Source organism: Streptomyces sp. PH9007 (assembly GCF_059813725.1).
Map to the genome: position 1 here is coordinate 3,540,219 of NZ_CM187440.1, position 16,914 is coordinate 3,557,132.

General features: G+C 71.2%; 14 protein-coding genes. 8 read left to right on the plus strand and 6 right to left on the minus strand.

All coding sequences use genetic code 11. From position 1 onward, the window contains the following. Positions 1-309 carry a DUF8827 family protein gene (locus ACTFAP_RS16165; protein WP_030729828.1) on the minus strand — a complete coding sequence of 103 codons (309 nt, stop codon included), beginning with the start codon at positions 307-309 and terminating at the stop codon, positions 1-3. Positions 310-461: 152 nt separating this feature from the next. On the opposite strand from ACTFAP_RS16165, the gene ACTFAP_RS16170 reads away from it, so the two are divergent. Next, entirely contained in the window at positions 462-1,445 is a 984-nt protein-coding gene (locus ACTFAP_RS16170; RefSeq protein WP_500466692.1) for a C40 family peptidase, read from the plus strand. Positions 1,446-1,615: 170 nt separating this feature from the next. Beyond that, positions 1,616-2,362, plus strand: coding sequence for a phosphatase PAP2 family protein (locus tag ACTFAP_RS16175; protein ID WP_495681254.1), 747 nt, complete (start codon positions 1,616-1,618; stop codon positions 2,360-2,362). A gap of 316 nt (positions 2,363-2,678) precedes the next feature. Here ACTFAP_RS16175 and ACTFAP_RS16180 read toward each other — a convergent pair whose 3' ends face one another. After that, complete coding sequence (locus ACTFAP_RS16180; protein ID WP_500466693.1) at positions 2,679-3,017, minus strand: DUF1330 domain-containing protein; 339 nt, start codon at positions 3,015-3,017, stop codon at positions 2,679-2,681. Positions 3,018-3,100: 83 nt separating this feature from the next. Between ACTFAP_RS16180 and ACTFAP_RS16185 the strand changes: the two genes are divergently transcribed. Next, complete coding sequence (locus tag ACTFAP_RS16185; protein WP_500466694.1) at positions 3,101-3,817, plus strand: TetR/AcrR family transcriptional regulator; 717 nt, start codon at positions 3,101-3,103, stop codon at positions 3,815-3,817. A 117-nt stretch (positions 3,818-3,934) separates the two neighbouring features. Here the strand turns inward: ACTFAP_RS16185 and ACTFAP_RS16190 are convergent, their stop codons facing one another. Further along, entirely contained in the window at positions 3,935-4,105 is a 171-nt protein-coding gene (locus tag ACTFAP_RS16190) for a hypothetical protein (protein ID WP_500466695.1), read from the minus strand. A 43-nt stretch (positions 4,106-4,148) separates the two neighbouring features. Between ACTFAP_RS16190 and ACTFAP_RS16195 the strand changes: the two genes are divergently transcribed. Next, the gene (locus ACTFAP_RS16195; RefSeq protein WP_500466696.1) at positions 4,149-4,949 is read left to right on the plus strand and encodes a hypothetical protein; all 801 of its coding nucleotides are present in this window, start codon (positions 4,149-4,151) and stop codon (positions 4,947-4,949) included. A gap of 157 nt (positions 4,950-5,106) precedes the next feature. On the opposite strand, the gene ACTFAP_RS16200 is transcribed toward ACTFAP_RS16195, so the two are convergent. Then, positions 5,107-5,430, minus strand: a complete 324-nt coding sequence (locus tag ACTFAP_RS16200) for a metal-sensitive transcriptional regulator (protein WP_030729820.1) — start codon at positions 5,428-5,430, stop codon at positions 5,107-5,109. A gap of 218 nt (positions 5,431-5,648) precedes the next feature. Here ACTFAP_RS16200 and pstS point away from each other — a divergent pair, with 218 nt between their 5' ends. From pstS to pstB, 4 genes are all read left to right on the plus strand, one after another. Next, complete coding sequence (gene pstS, locus ACTFAP_RS16205; RefSeq protein ID WP_495681258.1) at positions 5,649-6,749, plus strand: phosphate ABC transporter substrate-binding protein PstS; 1,101 nt, start codon at positions 5,649-5,651, stop codon at positions 6,747-6,749. A gap of 123 nt (positions 6,750-6,872) precedes the next feature. Continuing rightward, positions 6,873-7,826: a phosphate ABC transporter permease subunit PstC gene (gene pstC / locus ACTFAP_RS16210; RefSeq protein WP_500466697.1), complete on the plus strand. Its 954-nt coding sequence runs from the start codon at positions 6,873-6,875 to the stop codon at positions 7,824-7,826. 88 nt (positions 7,827-7,914) lie between these two features. After that, positions 7,915-9,000 (plus strand): phosphate ABC transporter permease PstA, encoded by a 1,086-nt coding sequence (pstA, locus tag ACTFAP_RS16215; RefSeq protein ID WP_495681259.1) that lies wholly within the window; start codon positions 7,915-7,917, stop codon positions 8,998-9,000. Positions 9,001-9,030: 30 nt separating this feature from the next. Further along, a complete protein-coding gene (gene pstB, locus ACTFAP_RS16220) occupies positions 9,031-9,807 on the plus strand; it encodes a phosphate ABC transporter ATP-binding protein PstB (protein WP_030729812.1) in 777 nt (258 codons plus the stop codon). Positions 9,808-9,881: 74 nt separating this feature from the next. Here the strand turns inward: pstB and ACTFAP_RS16225 are convergent, their stop codons facing one another. Continuing rightward, positions 9,882-13,193: a S8 family serine peptidase gene (locus ACTFAP_RS16225; protein ID WP_500466698.1), complete on the minus strand. Its 3,312-nt coding sequence runs from the start codon at positions 13,191-13,193 to the stop codon at positions 9,882-9,884. A 283-nt stretch (positions 13,194-13,476) separates the two neighbouring features. Then, positions 13,477-16,734 (minus strand): S8 family peptidase, encoded by a 3,258-nt coding sequence (locus ACTFAP_RS16230; RefSeq protein ID WP_500466699.1) that lies wholly within the window; start codon positions 16,732-16,734, stop codon positions 13,477-13,479. Between the last annotated feature and the right edge of the window lie 180 nt (positions 16,735-16,914).

Here is a 16,914-nt window from a genome sequence, read left to right on the forward strand (position 1 = left end):
CTAGACCGCCATGCCGTAGATGATGGTGAACAGGGTGCCGAGCGATCCGATGATGAACACCCCGGTCAGCCCGGCCACGATCAGGCCCTTGCCCTGTTCGGCGCTGAAGGAGTCCCGCATCGCGGTGGAACCGATCCGCTGTTTGGCCGCCCCCCAGATCGCGATGCCCAGGCAGATCAGGATGGCGAGCGCCATGATGACCTGGACCATCGTCCGTGCCTCATCACCGACCGTGGCGAACGGGCCCCAGTCCGGGGCGATTCCGCCGATGAGTTCAGTGATGTCCTCTGAGTCCGCCGCAAGGAACATCCGGGTTCACCGCCCAACTGGCTCTGTGCTGTTCGATACTCGCTCTCCGCTTGCGATTGTGCCACGCCGCACTGACCGAAGTACGTTCCATGGCGGTTGTGTTCGGGGAAACGCCGGGCAGACTGGGGGGAGATCGAGGGGAGCGGTGGGAGATGCGCAAGGTCGCGCTGGTCGGCGGGCTGGGGCTGGGGGGCCTGGCGTTGTTCGTGGCGCTGCTGGTGGTCGGGGTGTACAGCGCCGCCGCCGGGATCGTCGGGGGCGCGGGCAAGAACGGCGGGAAGCTGGCCAAGAACGCCGTGCCGGCCGCGTACGAGGATCTGGTGCAGGAGTGGGGGAACCTGTGCGACGAACTGTCGCCCGCGCTGCTCGCCGCCCAGCTCAACCAGGAAAGTGGCTGGAATCCGAGCGCCCAGTCCCACGCGGCGGCGCAGGGGATAGCGCAGTTCATCCCGGGCACCTGGGCGGTGCACGGCATCGACGCCAATGGTGACGGGGTCGCCGATGTGTGGGACCCCGAGGACGCCATCCCGTCGGCCGCCACCTACAACTGCTCGCTGGCGTCGTACGTGCGCGATGTGCCCGGGGACCCGGTCGAGAACATGCTCGCCGCCTACAACGCCGGCCCGTACGCGGTGATCCAGTACGGCGGCGTGCCCCCGTACACCGAGACGCAGAACTACGTGCGGATCATCCGCGCCGCCGAGGAGAGCTTCGCGGCGCCGCCGGAGGACCAGCAGCGGCTCGCGCCGTCCGAGCTGGCGGCCGGGGCGGTGCACTTCGCGCAGGAGCAGCTCGGCACCCCTTATCTGTGGGGCGGCAACGGCACCCCGGAGCACGACGGGCGGTTCGACTGCTCGGGGCTGACGAAGGCGGCCTACGAGGCGGTGGGGATCGAGCTGCCGCGGGTGGCCAACGACCAGTGGGCGTCCGGTCCGCATCCGGAACGCGACGAGCTGTTGCCCGGTGACCTGGTGTTCTTCGCCAACGACCTGACGGACTCGCGCAGCATCCACCATGTGGGGATCTATGTGGGCGGCGGCTACATGATCGACGCCCCGTACACTGGCGCCGAGATCCGCTTCGACCCCATCGATTCGGCCGATTATTTCGGCGCGACGCGGCCCACGGCAGGGTAGTAGTCTTACCGTCGCGCTCCGTCACACCACGGGCGTCTCTCTTCGGTAACGCTGTGGTGCTCTTTCGGGGACATCGGAACTCCAGGCGCGGAACATGCCGTTTCCTGGACGGGTACGCGGGCGCTCCCCTCCACCCCCACGACGACATCATGAAGGGGCCGTAACGGCACATGGCTGGACTCGACAACCCCGACATCGATGTCGATCTTCTCTACAAGATCAACGGCTATGCCGACAGCCTGCCCGGCTGGGTGTCCGACGCGGTGACCTTCCTGGTGGAGTACGGCTTCGCCATCGGCCTCGTGCTCGCGGTGCTGGGCACCTGGTTCCTGGTGCGGTCCAGGGCCGGCTCCGCACAGGCGGTGGCCGGGGTCTCCTGGGCGCTGGGCGCGGCCGGGGTCTCCTGGCTGATCAACCAGCCGATCAGCAGTTTCGTGGCGCGGCCGAGGCCGTTCATCGACCATCCGGATCTGCATGTGCTGGTCGAGGGCAAGACGGGCTGGTCGTTCGTCAGCGATCACTCCGCCGGCGCCATGGCGATCGCCGTGGGGCTGCTGCTGGTGCACCGCAAGATCGGGATCGCCGCGATCGCGCTGGCCTTCGTCCAGGGCTTCGGCCGGGTCTTCACCGCCGTCCACTACCCCACCGATGTGCTGGCCGGTTTCGCGCTGGCCACGGCGGTGGCGCTGCTGCTGTCCCCGCTGGCGCTGTACGCGCTGACCCCGCTGGTGCGGGTGCTGGCCGGTACCAGGCTGCTCGGCTGGATCGCGGTCGGCGAGGACGTACGGCCGGGCCAGGACCGCGAGCGGGAGCAGGGGAGTGCCGACGGTGCCGATGGTTCCGGTGGCGAGCAGGGCGGGGACGACGGGGGTGGCAGGCACCGGGCGCGGGCCCGGCGCGGGGTGACCGCCGCGTAGGTCCTATCCGGCCCGCCGCTGCGCGAAGGTTTTCGACGGCCCGTTCCGCCTGATCTCTCGGGCGGAACGGGCCGTCGCCGTGTGGGCGGCGGCCTCCTCGCGTGCCAGCGGGCGGGGGCGCCGCGCCGCGATGGTCAGGTCTCGCGCGGACGGCCCGGGCGCCCGCGTGCACGGCCGGATGCGTCGCGGGGTCGCACGCGCGCGGGTGACGCCGCGGCCCGCGTCACGAAGTTCCACAGGTTCCCCCGGGCATGGCCCCGGGGCCCGGTGCCGTCATCGCCCGCGTGGCCCGCTGCCCTGTCCGGCCGGGCCACCCTCACGGGGAGGGCTGCCGGTCCGGCGCGGACGGGGGAACGGGGGCGCCGGTGGCGCCGTCCGCGAAGAGGATGCGCAGCTGCATGGCGTCCTCGCGGAGTTCCCTGGCGCGGGTGTACTCCGGTGAGTCGTACCACGTTCTGGCCCGCTCCAGGTCCGGGAATTCGAGGATGACCAGCCGGGCCGAGTCCCAGCTTCCCTCGACCGGGCGCGGGGTCGGCCCGGCCACCACGTAGCGGCCACCGTGGGCGAGGACCGAGGGTATCGCCACCTCGCTGTAGGCGAGGGCGGCCTGCTGGTCCTCCATGCTGACGACATCGACGATCACATAGGCGGGCATCCGCATCCTCTCCACCGGGCGTTTACTACACGCCGTATACTTTTGCTGCACCGTAGATTAATGCACCGCTGTAACCTGTCAAGGTGAGTGAGCAGACCCCGCCCATGCGCCGCCGCGAACGACTGCGGGCCGAGACGATCCGCGAGATCAAGGCCATCGCCCTCGCCCAGCTGGCCGACGCCGGGCCCGGAGCGATCTCGCTGCGGGGCATCGCCCGCGAGATGGGCATGACACCCCGGGCCCTGTACAGCTACTTCGCCACCCGCGACGACCTGATCACCGCGCTGACCGGCGGTATCGCCACCTCCCTCGCCGACACGGTGGAGGCGGCCCGCGACGCGGTGCCCGCCGGTGACACGGGCGGCCGGCTGCTGGCCTGGGCGCTGGCCACCCGGGAGTGGTCACTGGCCAACCCCGAAGGCTTCCGCCTCTTCTACGGCGACCCCATCCCCGGCTATCAGCCACCCGAGGACGGCCCGGTGGAGGCGGCGTCGCGCCGCATCTGCGGCGGTCTGACCCACCTGGTCGCCGACGCCTGGCCCCGGGCCGCCCACCTCCAGCCGCAGGAGGTCACCTGGGCGGACTTCCCGTCCCCGTTCCTCGCGAAGGTCCAGGATGGCGACGGCGAGGTGCCACCCGGCGCGGCGGCGCTCGCGCTGCGCGTGTGGGGCCGGATGCACGGCCTGCTCACCCTGGAGATCCACGGGCATCTCCGCGCGGTGACACACCACCCCGCCGCGCTGTACCGGACGGACATGCTCGACCTCATCCGCTCCCTGGGGCTCACCCCGCCGGACTGACACGGCCAGGACGGTCCGGCGTCCACCGGCCGGTACGGGGACCCGCGTTCCGGGCGGCGACCGGGGCGGGGGCGCCCGCTCCATCCCCCCGACCCTCGGGCGAGCCGGGTCGATCTCTCAGGCGGAACCGGCCGTCGCCGTGTGGGCGGCGGCCTCGTCGCGGGCCAGTGGCCGGGAACGCCGGGCCGGGCCGTACCAGCCGCAGCTGCATCGGGGGGCGACGAACGGTCCGCGTTCGTTCAGGGTGACCTCGTGCCGGACCTGATCGTTCTGGCTCGCTTCGTGCACCTTCCCACGGTAACGAGTGGCCGTCCGCGTCGTTAGGCAGGCCATGGTGGGCAGAATCGCCTCGCTGGCCGCCCTGCTGCTCGCGGTCTGCGGGTGCACGGGGACGGGTGCGGCGGCGGAGGAAGACGCCGGGACGCGGCAGGCCCGGGAGACGGTGCGGCAGCTGCCGGAGGTGCTGGCGGGCGCGGGCAGTTCGCTGGTGGCGACCGCGATGGAGATGACCTCGGGCGGTACCCGGGTGACGATCCGCGGCGAGGGGGGCTATGACTTCGTGACGCGCTCCGGTGAACTGCGGGTGACGCTGCCGCTGGAGATTCCGGCCGGTGCGGTGCCTCCGGTGACGGAGGTGTTCACCCCGGGTGCGCTGTACATGAAGAACCGGGGCGCCGGGGTGCCGGCCGACAAGTGGGTGCGGGTCGATGTCACCACGCTCACGGACGGCAATCTGGTGGCCAACGGCGCCACGGATCCGCTGCTGGCGGCCGAGCTGCTGCGCGGGGTGGTGAGCGTGCGGGAGCTGCCGGAGCTGGAGCTGAACGGTGAGTGGGTGCGGCACCTGCGGGGGGTGACGGATCTGGTGGTGGCCGCGCGGGAGGCGTCGGGCCCTGCGGGCGAGCAGCTGGTGGCCGCGCTGGCGGGGTTCGCGGACTCGATGGTGCCGTTCGACGCGTATCTGGGTACGGACGGGCTGCCGCGCAAGATCCGGCATCAGTTCAGCCTGGGGAGCGGCGAGGGTCTGGACGGGGTCGATGTGGCGTCCACGGTGGAGTTCTCCGGCTTCGGGACGCCGGTGACGGTGTCCCTGCCGGTGCCGGACGACCTCTACACGGGCGCGGTGGGCTGAGCGCCGCCCATCGGGCCCGGTTCCCGGCCGGCCCGGGGCAGCGGCCCGCGAAGGTGAACGGCGCCATCGCTGAGGGTGACCTACGGGCGCTACGGGGGCGGGTACGGCCGTACCGCGAGGCCGGGTGCGGCGCCGCCGGGGGCGCCGCGGTCCGGTGTCAGGTGCGCAGCAGCCGGGCGATCGCGGCGGTGGCCTCCTCAACCTTGGCGTCGATCTCGGGCCCGCCCTCCTGGGCGGCGTGCGCCACGCAGTGCCGCAGGTGCTCCTCCAGCAGCTGGAGCGCGAAGGACTGGAGCGCCTTGGTGGAGGCGGAGACCTGGGTCAGTATGTCGATGCAGTAGACGTCCTCGTCGACCATCCGCTGGAGGCCGCGGATCTGGCCCTCGATGCGGCGCAGCCGTTTGAGGTGGGCGTCCTTGTCCTTGCTGTAGCCATGGGGACCCACGGTGGCCGGTACGGGCGTCTCCTCGGTCGTGGTCATGATCGTCCTTCCCTGCGGCCGTATACCCCCGATGGGTATAGCGTAACGAATGCGCCGTCTGCCTGGCAGTATCGTGCACCTCCCGGGTGACGTCAGGTGGCGTCCGGGCCACCGGGCTGCCCTGTGGGGTTCATTTTCTGTTCACTTATGACCTTCAGTCGCTTCATCTGCTCTGCTTACTTTCGGTCTCGGACGTCTCCCGGAAGGACTGAACGACAGTGAAGCTTGGCGCCGCAGCGGCCCTGGTCACCAGCGCTCTGCTCCTCACTGCCGCCTGCGGTACCGATGACAACTCCGGGCTGCCGGGCGCGGTGGACTTCTCGGCCGATCATCTCGAGTGCGGGCCCAGCGGCTCGCTGCTCGCCTCGGGCTCCAGTGCGCAGGCCAACGCCATGGAGGTCTGGGTGAACACCTACCAGGCGAATTGTGACGACAGCCAGATCAACTACAAGGCGACCGGTTCCGGTGCCGGCATCCAGGAGTTCCTCCAGGGCCGCACCGCCTTCGCCGGCTCCGACTCGGTCATGAGCGACGAGGAACTGGCCGCCTCCCGCTCGGTGTGCGCGGACGGCGGGCAGGCCATTCACCTGCCGATGGCCGCCGGCCCCATCGCCATCGGCTACAACCTGCCGGGCGTCGAGGACCTCGTGCTGGACGCCCCCACCCTGGCGCGCATCTTCGACTCCGGCATCACCCGCTGGAACGACCCGGCGATCGCCGCGCTCAACCCGGGCGTCACCCTGCCCGACCTGCCGATCACCCCCTTCCACCGGTCGGACGGTTCGGGCACCACCGACAACCTGACCCAGTACCTGAACGGCTCCGCGCCCCAGGAGTGGCCGCACGAGCCGGGCAAGAACTGGAAGGGCAAGGGCGGCCAGGCCGCCGACGGCTCCTCGGGCCTGGTCGGCATGGTGCAGCAGAACGCCGGGGCCATCTCGTACTTCGAGCTGTCCTACGCCCACCAGAACAACATCAGCACGGTGAGCATCGACACCGGCGCGCCCGAGCCGGTCGCGGTCTCCGTGGAGAACGCCTCCAGCGCCATCGCCGCCGGTGAGGTCGTGGGCGAGGGCGGTGACCTCGCGCTCGAACTCGACTACGCCACTCGCGAGCCAGGTGCCTACCCGATCGTTCTCGTCACGTACGAGATCATCTGCGACAAGGGGAACAACCCCGGCACGCTCGATCTGACCAAGGCCTTCCTCGGCTACGCCGCCGGAGACGAGGGACAGGGCGCCCTCGCGGAGATCGACTACGCGCCGATCCCCGACCGGATCATCGCGCAGGTGCGCGACCGTGTCGCGGGGATGTCCTGACGTGAACGCCGCCGACGCTGTACGTACGCCCGCGACCGCCGGGGCCCCCGGGACCCGCGGACCGCGTGCGACCTCCGAGATACCCGAGACGTGTGAGCCGATGCCGATATGAGCGGAAAACTCATGGGAATGCCCGACGCCGCCCCCAGGAAGAACACGGTGCGCCTCGGTGACCGGGTCTTCAGCAACCTCTCCAAGGGATCCGGGATCGCCCTCCTGGTGATCATGGCGGCGATCGCCGTCTTCCTCACCATCCGCGCGGCCGTCGCCATCTCGAACAACGAGGGCAACTTCCTCACCACCTTCCAGTGGAACGCCAACGACTCGCCGCCGGTCTTCGGCATCGCGGTGCTGCTGTTCGGCACCGTGGTCTCCTCGGTCATCGCCATGGCGCTCGCCGTCCCGGTGGCCATAGGGATCGCGCTGTTCATCTCGCACTACGCGCCGCGCCGGCTCGCCGGCCCCATCGGCTACGTGGTCGACCTGCTGGCCGCGGTGCCCAGCATCATCTACGGCCTGTGGGGCGCGCTGTTCCTCGTGCCGCACATGACCGGCCTCTTCGACTGGCTCGACCGTTTCTTCGGCTGGACCGGGATCTTCGCGTACAACGGCACCCCCGCCCGCTCGCTGATGACCGTCGGCATTCTGCTGGCGATCATGATCCTGCCGATCATCACCAGCGTCACCCGGGAAGTCTTCAAGCAGACCCCCAAGGCCAACGAGGAAGCCGCCCTGGCGCTGGGCGCCACCCGCTGGGAGGTCATCCGGATGACGGTGCTGCCCTTCGGCCGCTCCGGCATCATCAGCGCCTCCATGCTCGGCCTGGGCCGGGCCCTGGGCGAGACGATGGCCGTGGCCACCGTCCTGTCGCCCAGCTTCCTCATCAACGCCAGCCTGCTGGAGTCCGGCGGCGGCACCTTCGCCCAGAACATCGCCAGCCAGTTCAAGGAGGCCGGCTCCATGGGCCGCGACGCGCTGATCGCCTCCGGCCTGGTGCTGTTCATCCTGACCCTGCTGGTCAACGGCGCCGCCCGGCTGATCATCGCCCGGCGCAAGGAGTACTCGGGGGCCTCATGAGCGACGCACGCGCGGCTGCCGTGCCGCAGACGACAGCGATGCCCGCAGGTTGCCGCGCGGGCGGAGAAGCGAATAAAGGGCCGCAACCATGAGTGACAGCCAGACCACCCTGATCGAGGAGCCGCGCCCGCGCCGCTCCGTACGGCCCGCCACCCTGCGGCAGCCCCGGCTGCCGGCCTGGTCGCGCGGCGCGCTGCTGCTCGGCTCGGCCGCCATCGGCATCGCCACCGGCCTGGTCGCCGGACTCGACAGCCGGATCCAGTGGGGCCTGATCGCCGCCCTCGTCTTCGTCGCCGCCGGGTTCGCGGTCACCTCCGCCGTCGAGGGCCGCCGCCAGGCCGTCGACCGGCTCGCCGCCTCCCTGGTGTGGACCAGCTTCCTGGTCGCCGTCATCCCGCTCGCCTCCCTCCTGTGGGAGACCATCGCGCGCGGCATCCCCGGCGTCAGCTGGTACTTCCTCACCCACTCCATGAACGGCGTGCTCAGCTGGCAGGACGGCGGCGGCGTCTACCACGCGCTGCTCGGCACCGTCGAACAGGTGCTGCTCGCCTCCGTCATCGCCATACCGATCGGCCTGCTGACCGCCGTCTACCTGGTGGAGTACGGCTCCGGCCGGCTCGCCCGCGCCATCACCTTCTTCGTGGACGTGATGACCGGCATCCCCTCCATCGTGGCCGGTCTGTTCATCCTCTCCATGTGGATCATGATGATGGGCTTCGGCTACTCCGGCTTCGCCGGCGCCCTCGCCCTGTCGATCCTGATGATGCCGATCGTCGTCCGCTCCACCGAGGAGATGCTCAAGCTCGTCCCCAACGAGCTGCGCGAAGCCTCCCTGGCGCTCGGCATCCCCAAGTGGCGCACCATCCTCAAGGTCGTGCTCCCCACCGCCATCGGCGGCATCACCACCGGCATCATGCTGGCGCTGGCCCGGATCGCGGGCGAGACCGCCCCGATCATCCTGCTGGTCTTCGGCAACAACATGATCAACGGCAACCCCTTCGAAGGCGCCCAGTCCTCGCTGCCGCTGTTCGTCTACGAGCAGTGGGCGTTCGGCACGGAGTCCGCGTACGACCGGGCCTGGGCCGCCGCCCTGGTGCTGATCGCCTTCGTCATGATCCTCAATCTGGTCGCCCGGGCCATCGCCCGCTGGAAGGCCCCGAAGACCGGCCGCTGACCGGCCACCCGAGAGTAGGAGGTACACCCCATGGCCAAGCGCATCGATGTCACCGGCCTGACCGCGTACTACGGCGCCCACAAGGCGATCGACGACATCTCCATGCACGTCGAGCCCAAGTCGGTGACCGCGTTCATCGGCCCCTCCGGCTGCGGCAAGTCCACCTTCCTGCGCACCCTCAACCGCATGCACGAGGTCACCCCCGGCGGCCGGGTCGAGGGCAAGGTCCTGCTGGACGACGAGGACCTGTACGGCCCGGGCGTCGACCCGGTGTCGGTACGCCGTACGGTCGGCATGGTCTTCCAGCGGCCCAACCCGTTCCCCACCATGTCCATCTACGACAACGTGGCGGCCGGACTGCGGCTGAACGGCTCGTACCGCAAGTCCGAGCTGGACGAGATCGTGGAGAAGAACCTGCGCGGCGCCAACCTGTGGAACGAGGTCAAGGACCGGCTGAACAAGCCCGGTTCCGGCCTGTCCGGCGGGCAGCAGCAGCGGCTGTGCATCGCCCGCGCCACCGCGGTGGAGCCCGAGGTGCTGCTGATGGACGAGCCGTGCTCGGCGCTCGACCCCATCTCCACCCTCGCCATCGAGGACCTCATCGGGCAGCTGAAGTCGACGTTCACCATCGTGATCGTCACCCACAACATGCAGCAGGCGGCGCGGGTGTCGGACCGTACCGCGTTCTTCAACCTGGCGGCCGTCGGCCAGCCGGGCAAGCTGATCGAGATCGGCGACACCGACCGGATCTTCTCCAACCCGACCGTGCGCGCCACCGAGGACTACATCTCCGGCCGCTTCGGCTGAGCCGCGCGACTCCCGCCCGGACCTGGCTGAGCGGCCCGCCCCCAGCCGGGCGGGCCGCTCAGGTCATGGGGCGGTCAGGCGGTGCGGTAGGCGTCGATGACGGTGATGGTGACGGCGTTGCCGTCCCCGTCCGTCAGCGCGGCGCGCAGCGAGACCGAGCCGCCGGCCGCCGGGTTGTCGACCGTGATCGCGCCGTCCTCGACAGCCCTCTCGCTCCAGCTCGCGCCGCCGTCGAAGGACACCTCGACGGTGAGCGAGTCCACTCCATTGTCCAGCGCCGCGCCCTGGATCTCCAGCGGAACGGGGAAGCCGCTCTCCCCGGCCGGGGCGGTGGAGTCCAGCGCGAGGGCCGGGCCGAACCGCACGACGCTGACCGGCAGCGCCTCATGGCCCGGGGTACGGGCGGAGCGGAAGGTGAGGTCGGCGGTGACCTCCGTGGCGACCGGATACAGCTGAGGGTCCCGGCTGCCGGTGGTGACCAGGCGGTACTCCGCCTCGTCGGGCGTCAGGGCGAACCCGGGCCACATCAGGTCGAATTCGGTGTCGTCCCGCGCGTACTCCTCGCCGTTGCGGTAGAGCACCGTGGACTCCTCGCTGAACTCGCCGAAGCCCTCGTGGCCGGCGCCGTCGGTCAGCAGGTGGAGGGCGCCGCTGAGTTCGTCGCCCTCGCGGTACACGCCGCCCCAGTAGCCGGTCAGGGTTGGGCCGAACACACCGGTGTTGAAGGTGCGCTCGTACGTCTCGCCGGGAGCGGCGGGCAGATCGCGGCCGACGACCGAGGCGAACCCGGGCTCGGTCACCCACATCTGCTGGATCCAGCCGAGGTCGCCCTCCATGAACACCCGCCGGGTGCCGGGCAGATCGATGTCGTGGCCGACGGGCTCGGCACCCGTCACGTAGGGCCAGGTGAACAGCGACGCCCGGTCGGAGCCGTCCGGCGAGCCGAAGTGCGTGACGGTCTCGGCCAGATCCTGCTGCCGGATCTCCCGGCTCAGCCCGGTGGAGAAGCCCGACAGGTTCTCGTCGAAGGTGTGGTAATCGGCGTCGCCGTGCGACAGCAGGGTGGTCAGATAGCTGGCGAGCTGCCAGCCCTGCGGCACGTCGCCCAGCTGCGCGGTGCGGAAGAAGCCGTCGAAGCTGCCCAGGGCCCAGGAGGCGTAGAAGCCGTCAGGCGCCCCGTCCTCGACGAGCCGGTACGCGAGCGCCTGGTCCCGCCGGGTGGCCGCCGGGTCGGGCGCGGTGATGGCGATCTCCCCGGCGTCGGCGGCGTGCGCGTCGACCGTCACCGGCGCGTCCACCGTCAGTGCGGGGTGGACCAGCCAGGACAGCCCGTCCTCCTCGTAGACGTTGAGGTCGACCAGATACCGGCCGCCCGGTACCCGTGCCGAGCCGGCCTCCTCGGAGCTCAGCCAGGCGGACTCGCCGGTCACCAGGTTGACGAGGTAGCCGTCCCAAGCGCCGGCCGTCTCGCCGCTCAGGTCGCGGGCGTCGACGGTGACCTCGAACTTCTCCGTCTCGCGGTCGACCACACCGGCGGTGCGCACGGACTGCCCGTCACCCGTGGCGGTGAGGTACAGGCTGTGCGCGCCGTAGGCCGTGCCCCGGGAGGTGTCGGCGGTGACCTCGACGGTGGCGGTGCCGCCGGCCGGGACGGTCACCTGGTCGGCAGCGAGGGTGAACAGACCCTCGGGTGCCGGGTCGCCCTCGGGGTCCAGGGTGTCGGCGGACAGCTCCAGGGTGACGTCGGTGTCACCGAGGTTGCGGTACGTCAGCTCGCGGACGACCGGGTCGGCGTCCTCATGCGGGAAGGGCACCGTGCCGAAGCCGAGCGAGGTGGTCTCGGCGATGACGGTCTGCTCGATGGCGGCGGCCACGTCGATCCGGCCGGAGCCCTGCTGGTAGGCGCTCAGGCCCGCGCCGCCGAGGGTGGAGCCGGTCAGCGCGGCCTTGAGCTGCTCGCCGGTCCAGTCGGGGTGCCGCTGCTTGAGCAGCGCGGCGGCCCCTGCGGCGTGCGGGGTGGCCATGGAGGTGCCGGAGATGGCGACATAGCCGTCGGCGACCGGGTCGCCGTACCGCCAGATCGCCGCACCGGGGGCGCCGGCCGCCGCGATGTCCACGCCGGGGGCGGTGACATCGGGCTTCAGGCCGCCGTCGCGGGTGCGCGGGCCGATGGAGGAGAAGTCGGCGAGCTGGTCGGACTTGTCGACGGCGCCGATGGTGAGGGCGGCGTCGGCGGTGCCCGGGGAGTCGATGGTGCCCGCACCGGGGCCCGAGTTGCCGGCGGCGATGACGAACAGCGCGTCGGACTCCTCGGAGAGCCGGTTGACGGCCTCCTCCATGGGGTCGATGTCCGGTCCGGCCCAGCCGCCCAGGCTCATGGAGATGATGTCGGCGCCCTGCTCGACCGCCCACTCCATGCCCGCGATGATGCCCGACTCCCAGCCGCTGCCGTTGTCGTCGAGCACCTTGCCGTTGAGGATGCCGGCGCCGGGGGCGACCCCGGTGTACGTGCCGCCGGCGTGGGCACCCGTACCCGCCGCCGTGGAGGCGACGTGGGTGCCGTGGCCGTCGCGGTCGCCGGTGTGGCCGGTCTCGGCGAAGTCCTCGGCGGCGATGACCTTGCCGCCGGCCAGGTCGGCGTGCTCCTCGCTGACCCCGGTGTCCAGGACGGCGATCTTCACGCCCTCGCCGTCGTAGCCGGCCTCCCACGCCTCGTGGGTGCCGATCTGCGGCACGGACTCGGCGAGCGTCTTCTCGACGATGCCGTCCAGCGCGATGGCCGTGATGCCGGGGGCGGCGGCGAGGGCGAACGCGTCCGCGCCCTCAGCGGCCGGCCGGGTCAGCACGTCCCACAGGCTGCTGGTCCCCTCGGCGGTGACGGTGAACGCCTCGCCGTTGATGGACTCCAGCGCCGTACGGTCCTGCGCCGTGTCCTCGGCGGCGTCGGCGAGCAGGGCGGCGGCGGTGTCCTGGACCCGCCGGTCGCCGCCGTAGGTGACGATCAGCGGGAGTCCGCCGAGGTCGCGGTAGCGGTCGGCGGCCAGCCGGGTGATGTTGAACAGCCGCTCGTCCAGCGTGCCGGCGTCGATGAGGGCGCGGGCGTCCTGCGGGATGACGAGGGTCTCGCCGTCCCGGGTGAGGGTCTGGACCGGGATGGACGCGCGGCCCTCGGCCGGTATCAGCCCCTGGTACGTGCCCGCGTCGTCGATCAGGACGCGGTCGCCGGTGATGAGGAAGAGGTCGTGCGGTCCGGCGGAGCCGGTGCTCGCGGGCGCGTCCGGGGCTCCGGGGCCACCGGGGGCGGCCCCGGCGGGTGCGGCGAGCCCGGCGGCCAGGGCCACCGCGATCGCTCCGGCGGCCAGGCCGCGCGGGAACTTCTTGGACAACTGTCCTCCATGAACGTGGTGATGGGCAGCCGTCAGCCGCCCCACCAGGGAGGGCTGCCGGCGAGGCCAGATCATGTCCGGGTCAGGACGGGCCGATGAGGTCAAGGAGTGGATGAATGGTGAAGGAGTCGAGGCGCTTTTCCGAGGTTGCCTTGTTTTCGGCCGAGGTGATCGATCTCCGGCCCAGGAGGCGGCCGTCACCCTGCTGACCACGCGAAAGGGCGGCCCCCACCGGAACCCAGATTCCGGTGGGGGCCGCCCCTTCGTGCGTGGTGCGGAACGATCAGGCGGTGCGGTAGGCGTCGATGATCGTCTGTGTGCTGGTGTTGCCGTCCGCGTCGGTGACCTCGGCGTGCAGCGACACGGAGCCGCCGGCCGCCGGGTTGTCCACGGTCGCCACGCCGTCCGTGACGTCCGCCTCCAGCCAGGTCTCGCCACCGTCGGTGGAGTACGAGATCACGACGGTGGACCCGTCACCGGCGCCCGAGCCCTGCACGGTGAAGGGCACCTCGAAGGAAGCCTCACCGGCCGGGGCGGTGGAGTCCAGCGCCAGCGCCGGGCTGTAACGGACCCCGGAGGCGGGCAGCTGGACCCACTCCTCGTCGGTGCCGCCCGAGGTGAAGGTGAAGGAGGCGGTGATCTCGGTGGTGACCGGGAAGACGTCAGCGTCGCGGCCGACGGTGGTCACCAGCTCGTAGTCGGCCTCTTCGGCGGGCAGCTCGAAATAGGAGTAGTCCAGCATGTCGTCGAAGACCGCGAACTCCTCGCCGTCGCGGTAGAGGACCGTAGTGGCGTTGTCCTCGTCGTAGGCGGAGTAGCCGAAGTTGCCGCCGCCGTCCGCGAACGGCAGCAGCGCGCCGTACAGGGTGTCGCCGTCACGGACCAGGCCGCCGTACTCGCCGTCCACGATGGGGCCGAACACCCCGACGTTGAAGGTGCGTTCGACGGTCTCACCGGCCTCGTACGCGCGCGGCAGGCTCTCGAAGAAGCTGTCGGACGCGAACGTCCACAGGTCCTGTCCCCAGTCGGTGGTGCCGGTCTCGACGAACACCTGGGTGGTGCGAGGCAGTTCCTGCTCGGTGCCGGAGGCCATGCCCAGCTCGGCGGCCCAGGTGAACAGCACGCCGGAGTCGCCGGCGATCGGAGAGCCCTGGTGGGTGACGATCTCGGCGAGGTCCTCGGGCTTGATGCGCCGCTCAAGACCGGTGAAGAGGCCGTCGTCGTGGACGTATGCGCCCTGGTACTGGGTGTTCTCCCGCTCCCAGGTGGTGCCGGCGTACCCGGTGATCCGGTTGCCCTCGTCGGGCTCGCCCAGCTGTGCGGTGCCGAAGCCCTCGGGCAGGCCGCCGGCCGACCAGCCGGAGTTGAGGCCGACGCCGTCGCCCTCCAGCAGGTAGCTGACCATCAGGTCGATCTGTTCCGCGGCGTCGTCCGGGGAGGCGTACACGACCTCCTCGGCGTCGCGGGCGTCGGCACTCACGGTGGTGTCCTCGGTCACCGTCAGTCCCGGGCGCACCAGCCAGTCGATGCCGTTGACGTTCTCCTGCTCGGCATCCAGGTCGAAGACGGAGACGTCGAGGGCGTACTCGCCCTCGGGCACCCGGGCGGTGCCGTACACGTCGATCCACTCACCGGTGTTCAGGTCGTACAGGTCGCCGTAGTAGAACTCGGCGTCCTCGCCGTCGCGGCCGGTGACCTCCAGGGTCAGGTCGAACTTCTCCGCCTCGCGCTCGACGGCCCCGGCGGTGCGGATGCTCTGCCCGTTGTCACCGGTGGCGGTGATGTACGCGCTGTAGATGCCGTACTGGTCGCCCAGCGCGGTGTGGGCGGTGACCTCGACGGTGGCGGTGCCGCCGGCCGGGACGGTCACCTGGTCGGCGGAGAGCGTGTAGAAGCCCTCCGGCGCGGCGCCGCCCTCCGTGTCCAGGGTCTCCAGGGCGAGGTCCAGGGTGACCTCGGTGTCACCGAGGTTGCGGTACGTCAGCTCCTGCGTGACCGGGTCGGCCTCCTCGTGCGGGAAGGGCACGATGCCGAAGCTGAGCGAGGAGGTCTCCGCGATGACGGTGGCGTCCATCGCGGACGGCACGTCGATGCGGCCCGAGCCCTGCTGGGTGGCCGTCAGACCCTCGCCGCCGATGGTGGAGCCGGTGAGCACGGCCTTGAGCTGCTCGCCGGTCCACTCGGGGTGCTGCTGCTTGAGCAGCGCGGCGGCGCCCGAGGCGTGCGGGGTGGCCATCGAGGTGCCGGAGATGGCGACGTAGCCGTCGGCGACCGGGTCGCCGTACTGCCAGATGGCGGCGTCGGGGGCACCGGCGGCGGCGATGTCGACGCCGGGGGCGGTGACGTCCGGCTTCAGCGCGCCGTCGCGGGTGCGCGGGCCGACCGAGGAGAAGTCGGCGAGCTGGTCGGACTTGTCGACGGCGCCGATGGTGAGGGCGGCGTCCGCGGTGCCCGGCGAGCCGATGCTGCCCGCGTAGGGACCGGAGTTGCCGGCCGCGATGATGAACAGTGCGTCGGACTCGGCGGAGAGCCGGTTGACGGCCTCCTCCATCGGGTCGATCTCGAAGCCGGCCGGGCCGCCCAGGCTCATGGAGATGATGTCGGCGCCCTGGTCGACGGCCCACTCCATGCCCTCGATGATGTCCGACTCCCAGCCACCGCCGTCGTCGTCCAGCACCTTGGCGCTGATGATCTCCGCGCCGGGGGCGACACCGGTGTACGTACCGCCGGAGTGCGCGCCGGTGCCGGCGACCGTGGAGGCGACGTGGGTGCCGTGGCCGTCGCGGTCGACGGCGTCGGGCGAGTCGGAGAAGTTCTCGGCGGCGGTGACCTTGCCGTCGGCCAGGTCGGGGTGGGCGTCGCTGACGCCGGTGTCGACGACGGCGACCTTCACGCCCTCGCCGTCGTACCCGGCCTCCCACGCCTCGGGCGCGCCGATCTGCGGCACCGATTCGGCCAGCGTCTTGTGCGCCACGCCGTCCAGGGCGATGGCGGTGATGCCCGGCGTGGCGGCCAGCGCGAACGCCTCGCCGCCCCCGCTGGTGCGGGTGAGCGCGGCCCACACGTCCGGGGTCTCCTCGGCGGTGACGACGAGTGCCTCGCCGTTGAGGGACTCCAGGAAGGTGCTGTCCTCGGAGCCCTCCGGCGCGGCGTCCGCGAGCAGGGCGGCGGCGCTGTCCTGGGTACGGGCCTGGCCGCCGTAGGTGACGATCAGCGGCAGCCCGCCGGCCTGCTGGTAGCGCTCGGTCGCCAACTGGCTGACGTTGAACAGCCGCTGGTCCAGGCTTCCGGCCCGGATGAGGGCGCGGGCGTCCTGCGGGATGACGTAGGAGTCGCCGGCGATGGTGAGGTGCTGGACGGGTATGGACTCCCGGCCCTCGGCCCGTATCAGACCTCTGACCTGGCCGTCCTGGCCGACGACGACCTGGTCACCCGTGATGAGGGTGACGCGCAGCCCTGAGCCGTCGGAGGCGATGGAGTCGATGCTCTCCTGGGAGCCGCCCGGCGCGGCGACGGCCGGAACGGCCGCGCCCGCGGCCATCGCGACGGCGATGGCCCCGGCAGCAAGGGATCGATGGAATTTCTTCCGCAACTGTGCCCCCACATGTCGGTGGTGTACCGATGGCGGGAGGCGTCCGCGGCCCCCCGCACCGCCCAGATCATGTCCGGGTCAGAGGGGCCGTGCGACAGCCGTCCTGGGAGGAGCCGTGAAAGAAAGGTG

Coding starts and splice junctions, on each gene's coding strand:
- ACTFAP_RS16170 (WP_500466692.1), top strand. CDS start 462: ATGCGCAAGGTCGCGCTGGTCGGCGGGCTGGGGCTGGGGGGCCTGGCG.
- ACTFAP_RS16230 (WP_500466699.1), bottom strand. CDS start 16,734: ATGGCCGCGGGCGCGGCCGTTCCGGCCGTCGCCGCGCCGGGCGGCTCC.
- pstB (WP_030729812.1), top strand. CDS start 9,031: ATGGCCAAGCGCATCGATGTCACCGGCCTGACCGCGTACTACGGCGCC.
- ACTFAP_RS16200 (WP_030729820.1), bottom strand. CDS start 5,430: ATGACCACGACCGAGGAGACGCCCGTACCGGCCACCGTGGGTCCCCAT.
- ACTFAP_RS16165 (WP_030729828.1), bottom strand. CDS start 309: ATGTTCCTTGCGGCGGACTCAGAGGACATCACTGAACTCATCGGCGGA.
- ACTFAP_RS16180 (WP_500466693.1), bottom strand. CDS start 3,017: ATGCCCGCCTATGTGATCGTCGATGTCGTCAGCATGGAGGACCAGCAG.
- ACTFAP_RS16195 (WP_500466696.1), top strand. CDS start 4,149: ATGGTGGGCAGAATCGCCTCGCTGGCCGCCCTGCTGCTCGCGGTCTGC.
- pstC (WP_500466697.1), top strand. CDS start 6,873: ATGGGAATGCCCGACGCCGCCCCCAGGAAGAACACGGTGCGCCTCGGT.
- ACTFAP_RS16175 (WP_495681254.1), top strand. CDS start 1,616: ATGGCTGGACTCGACAACCCCGACATCGATGTCGATCTTCTCTACAAG.
- pstA (WP_495681259.1), top strand. CDS start 7,915: ATGAGTGACAGCCAGACCACCCTGATCGAGGAGCCGCGCCCGCGCCGC.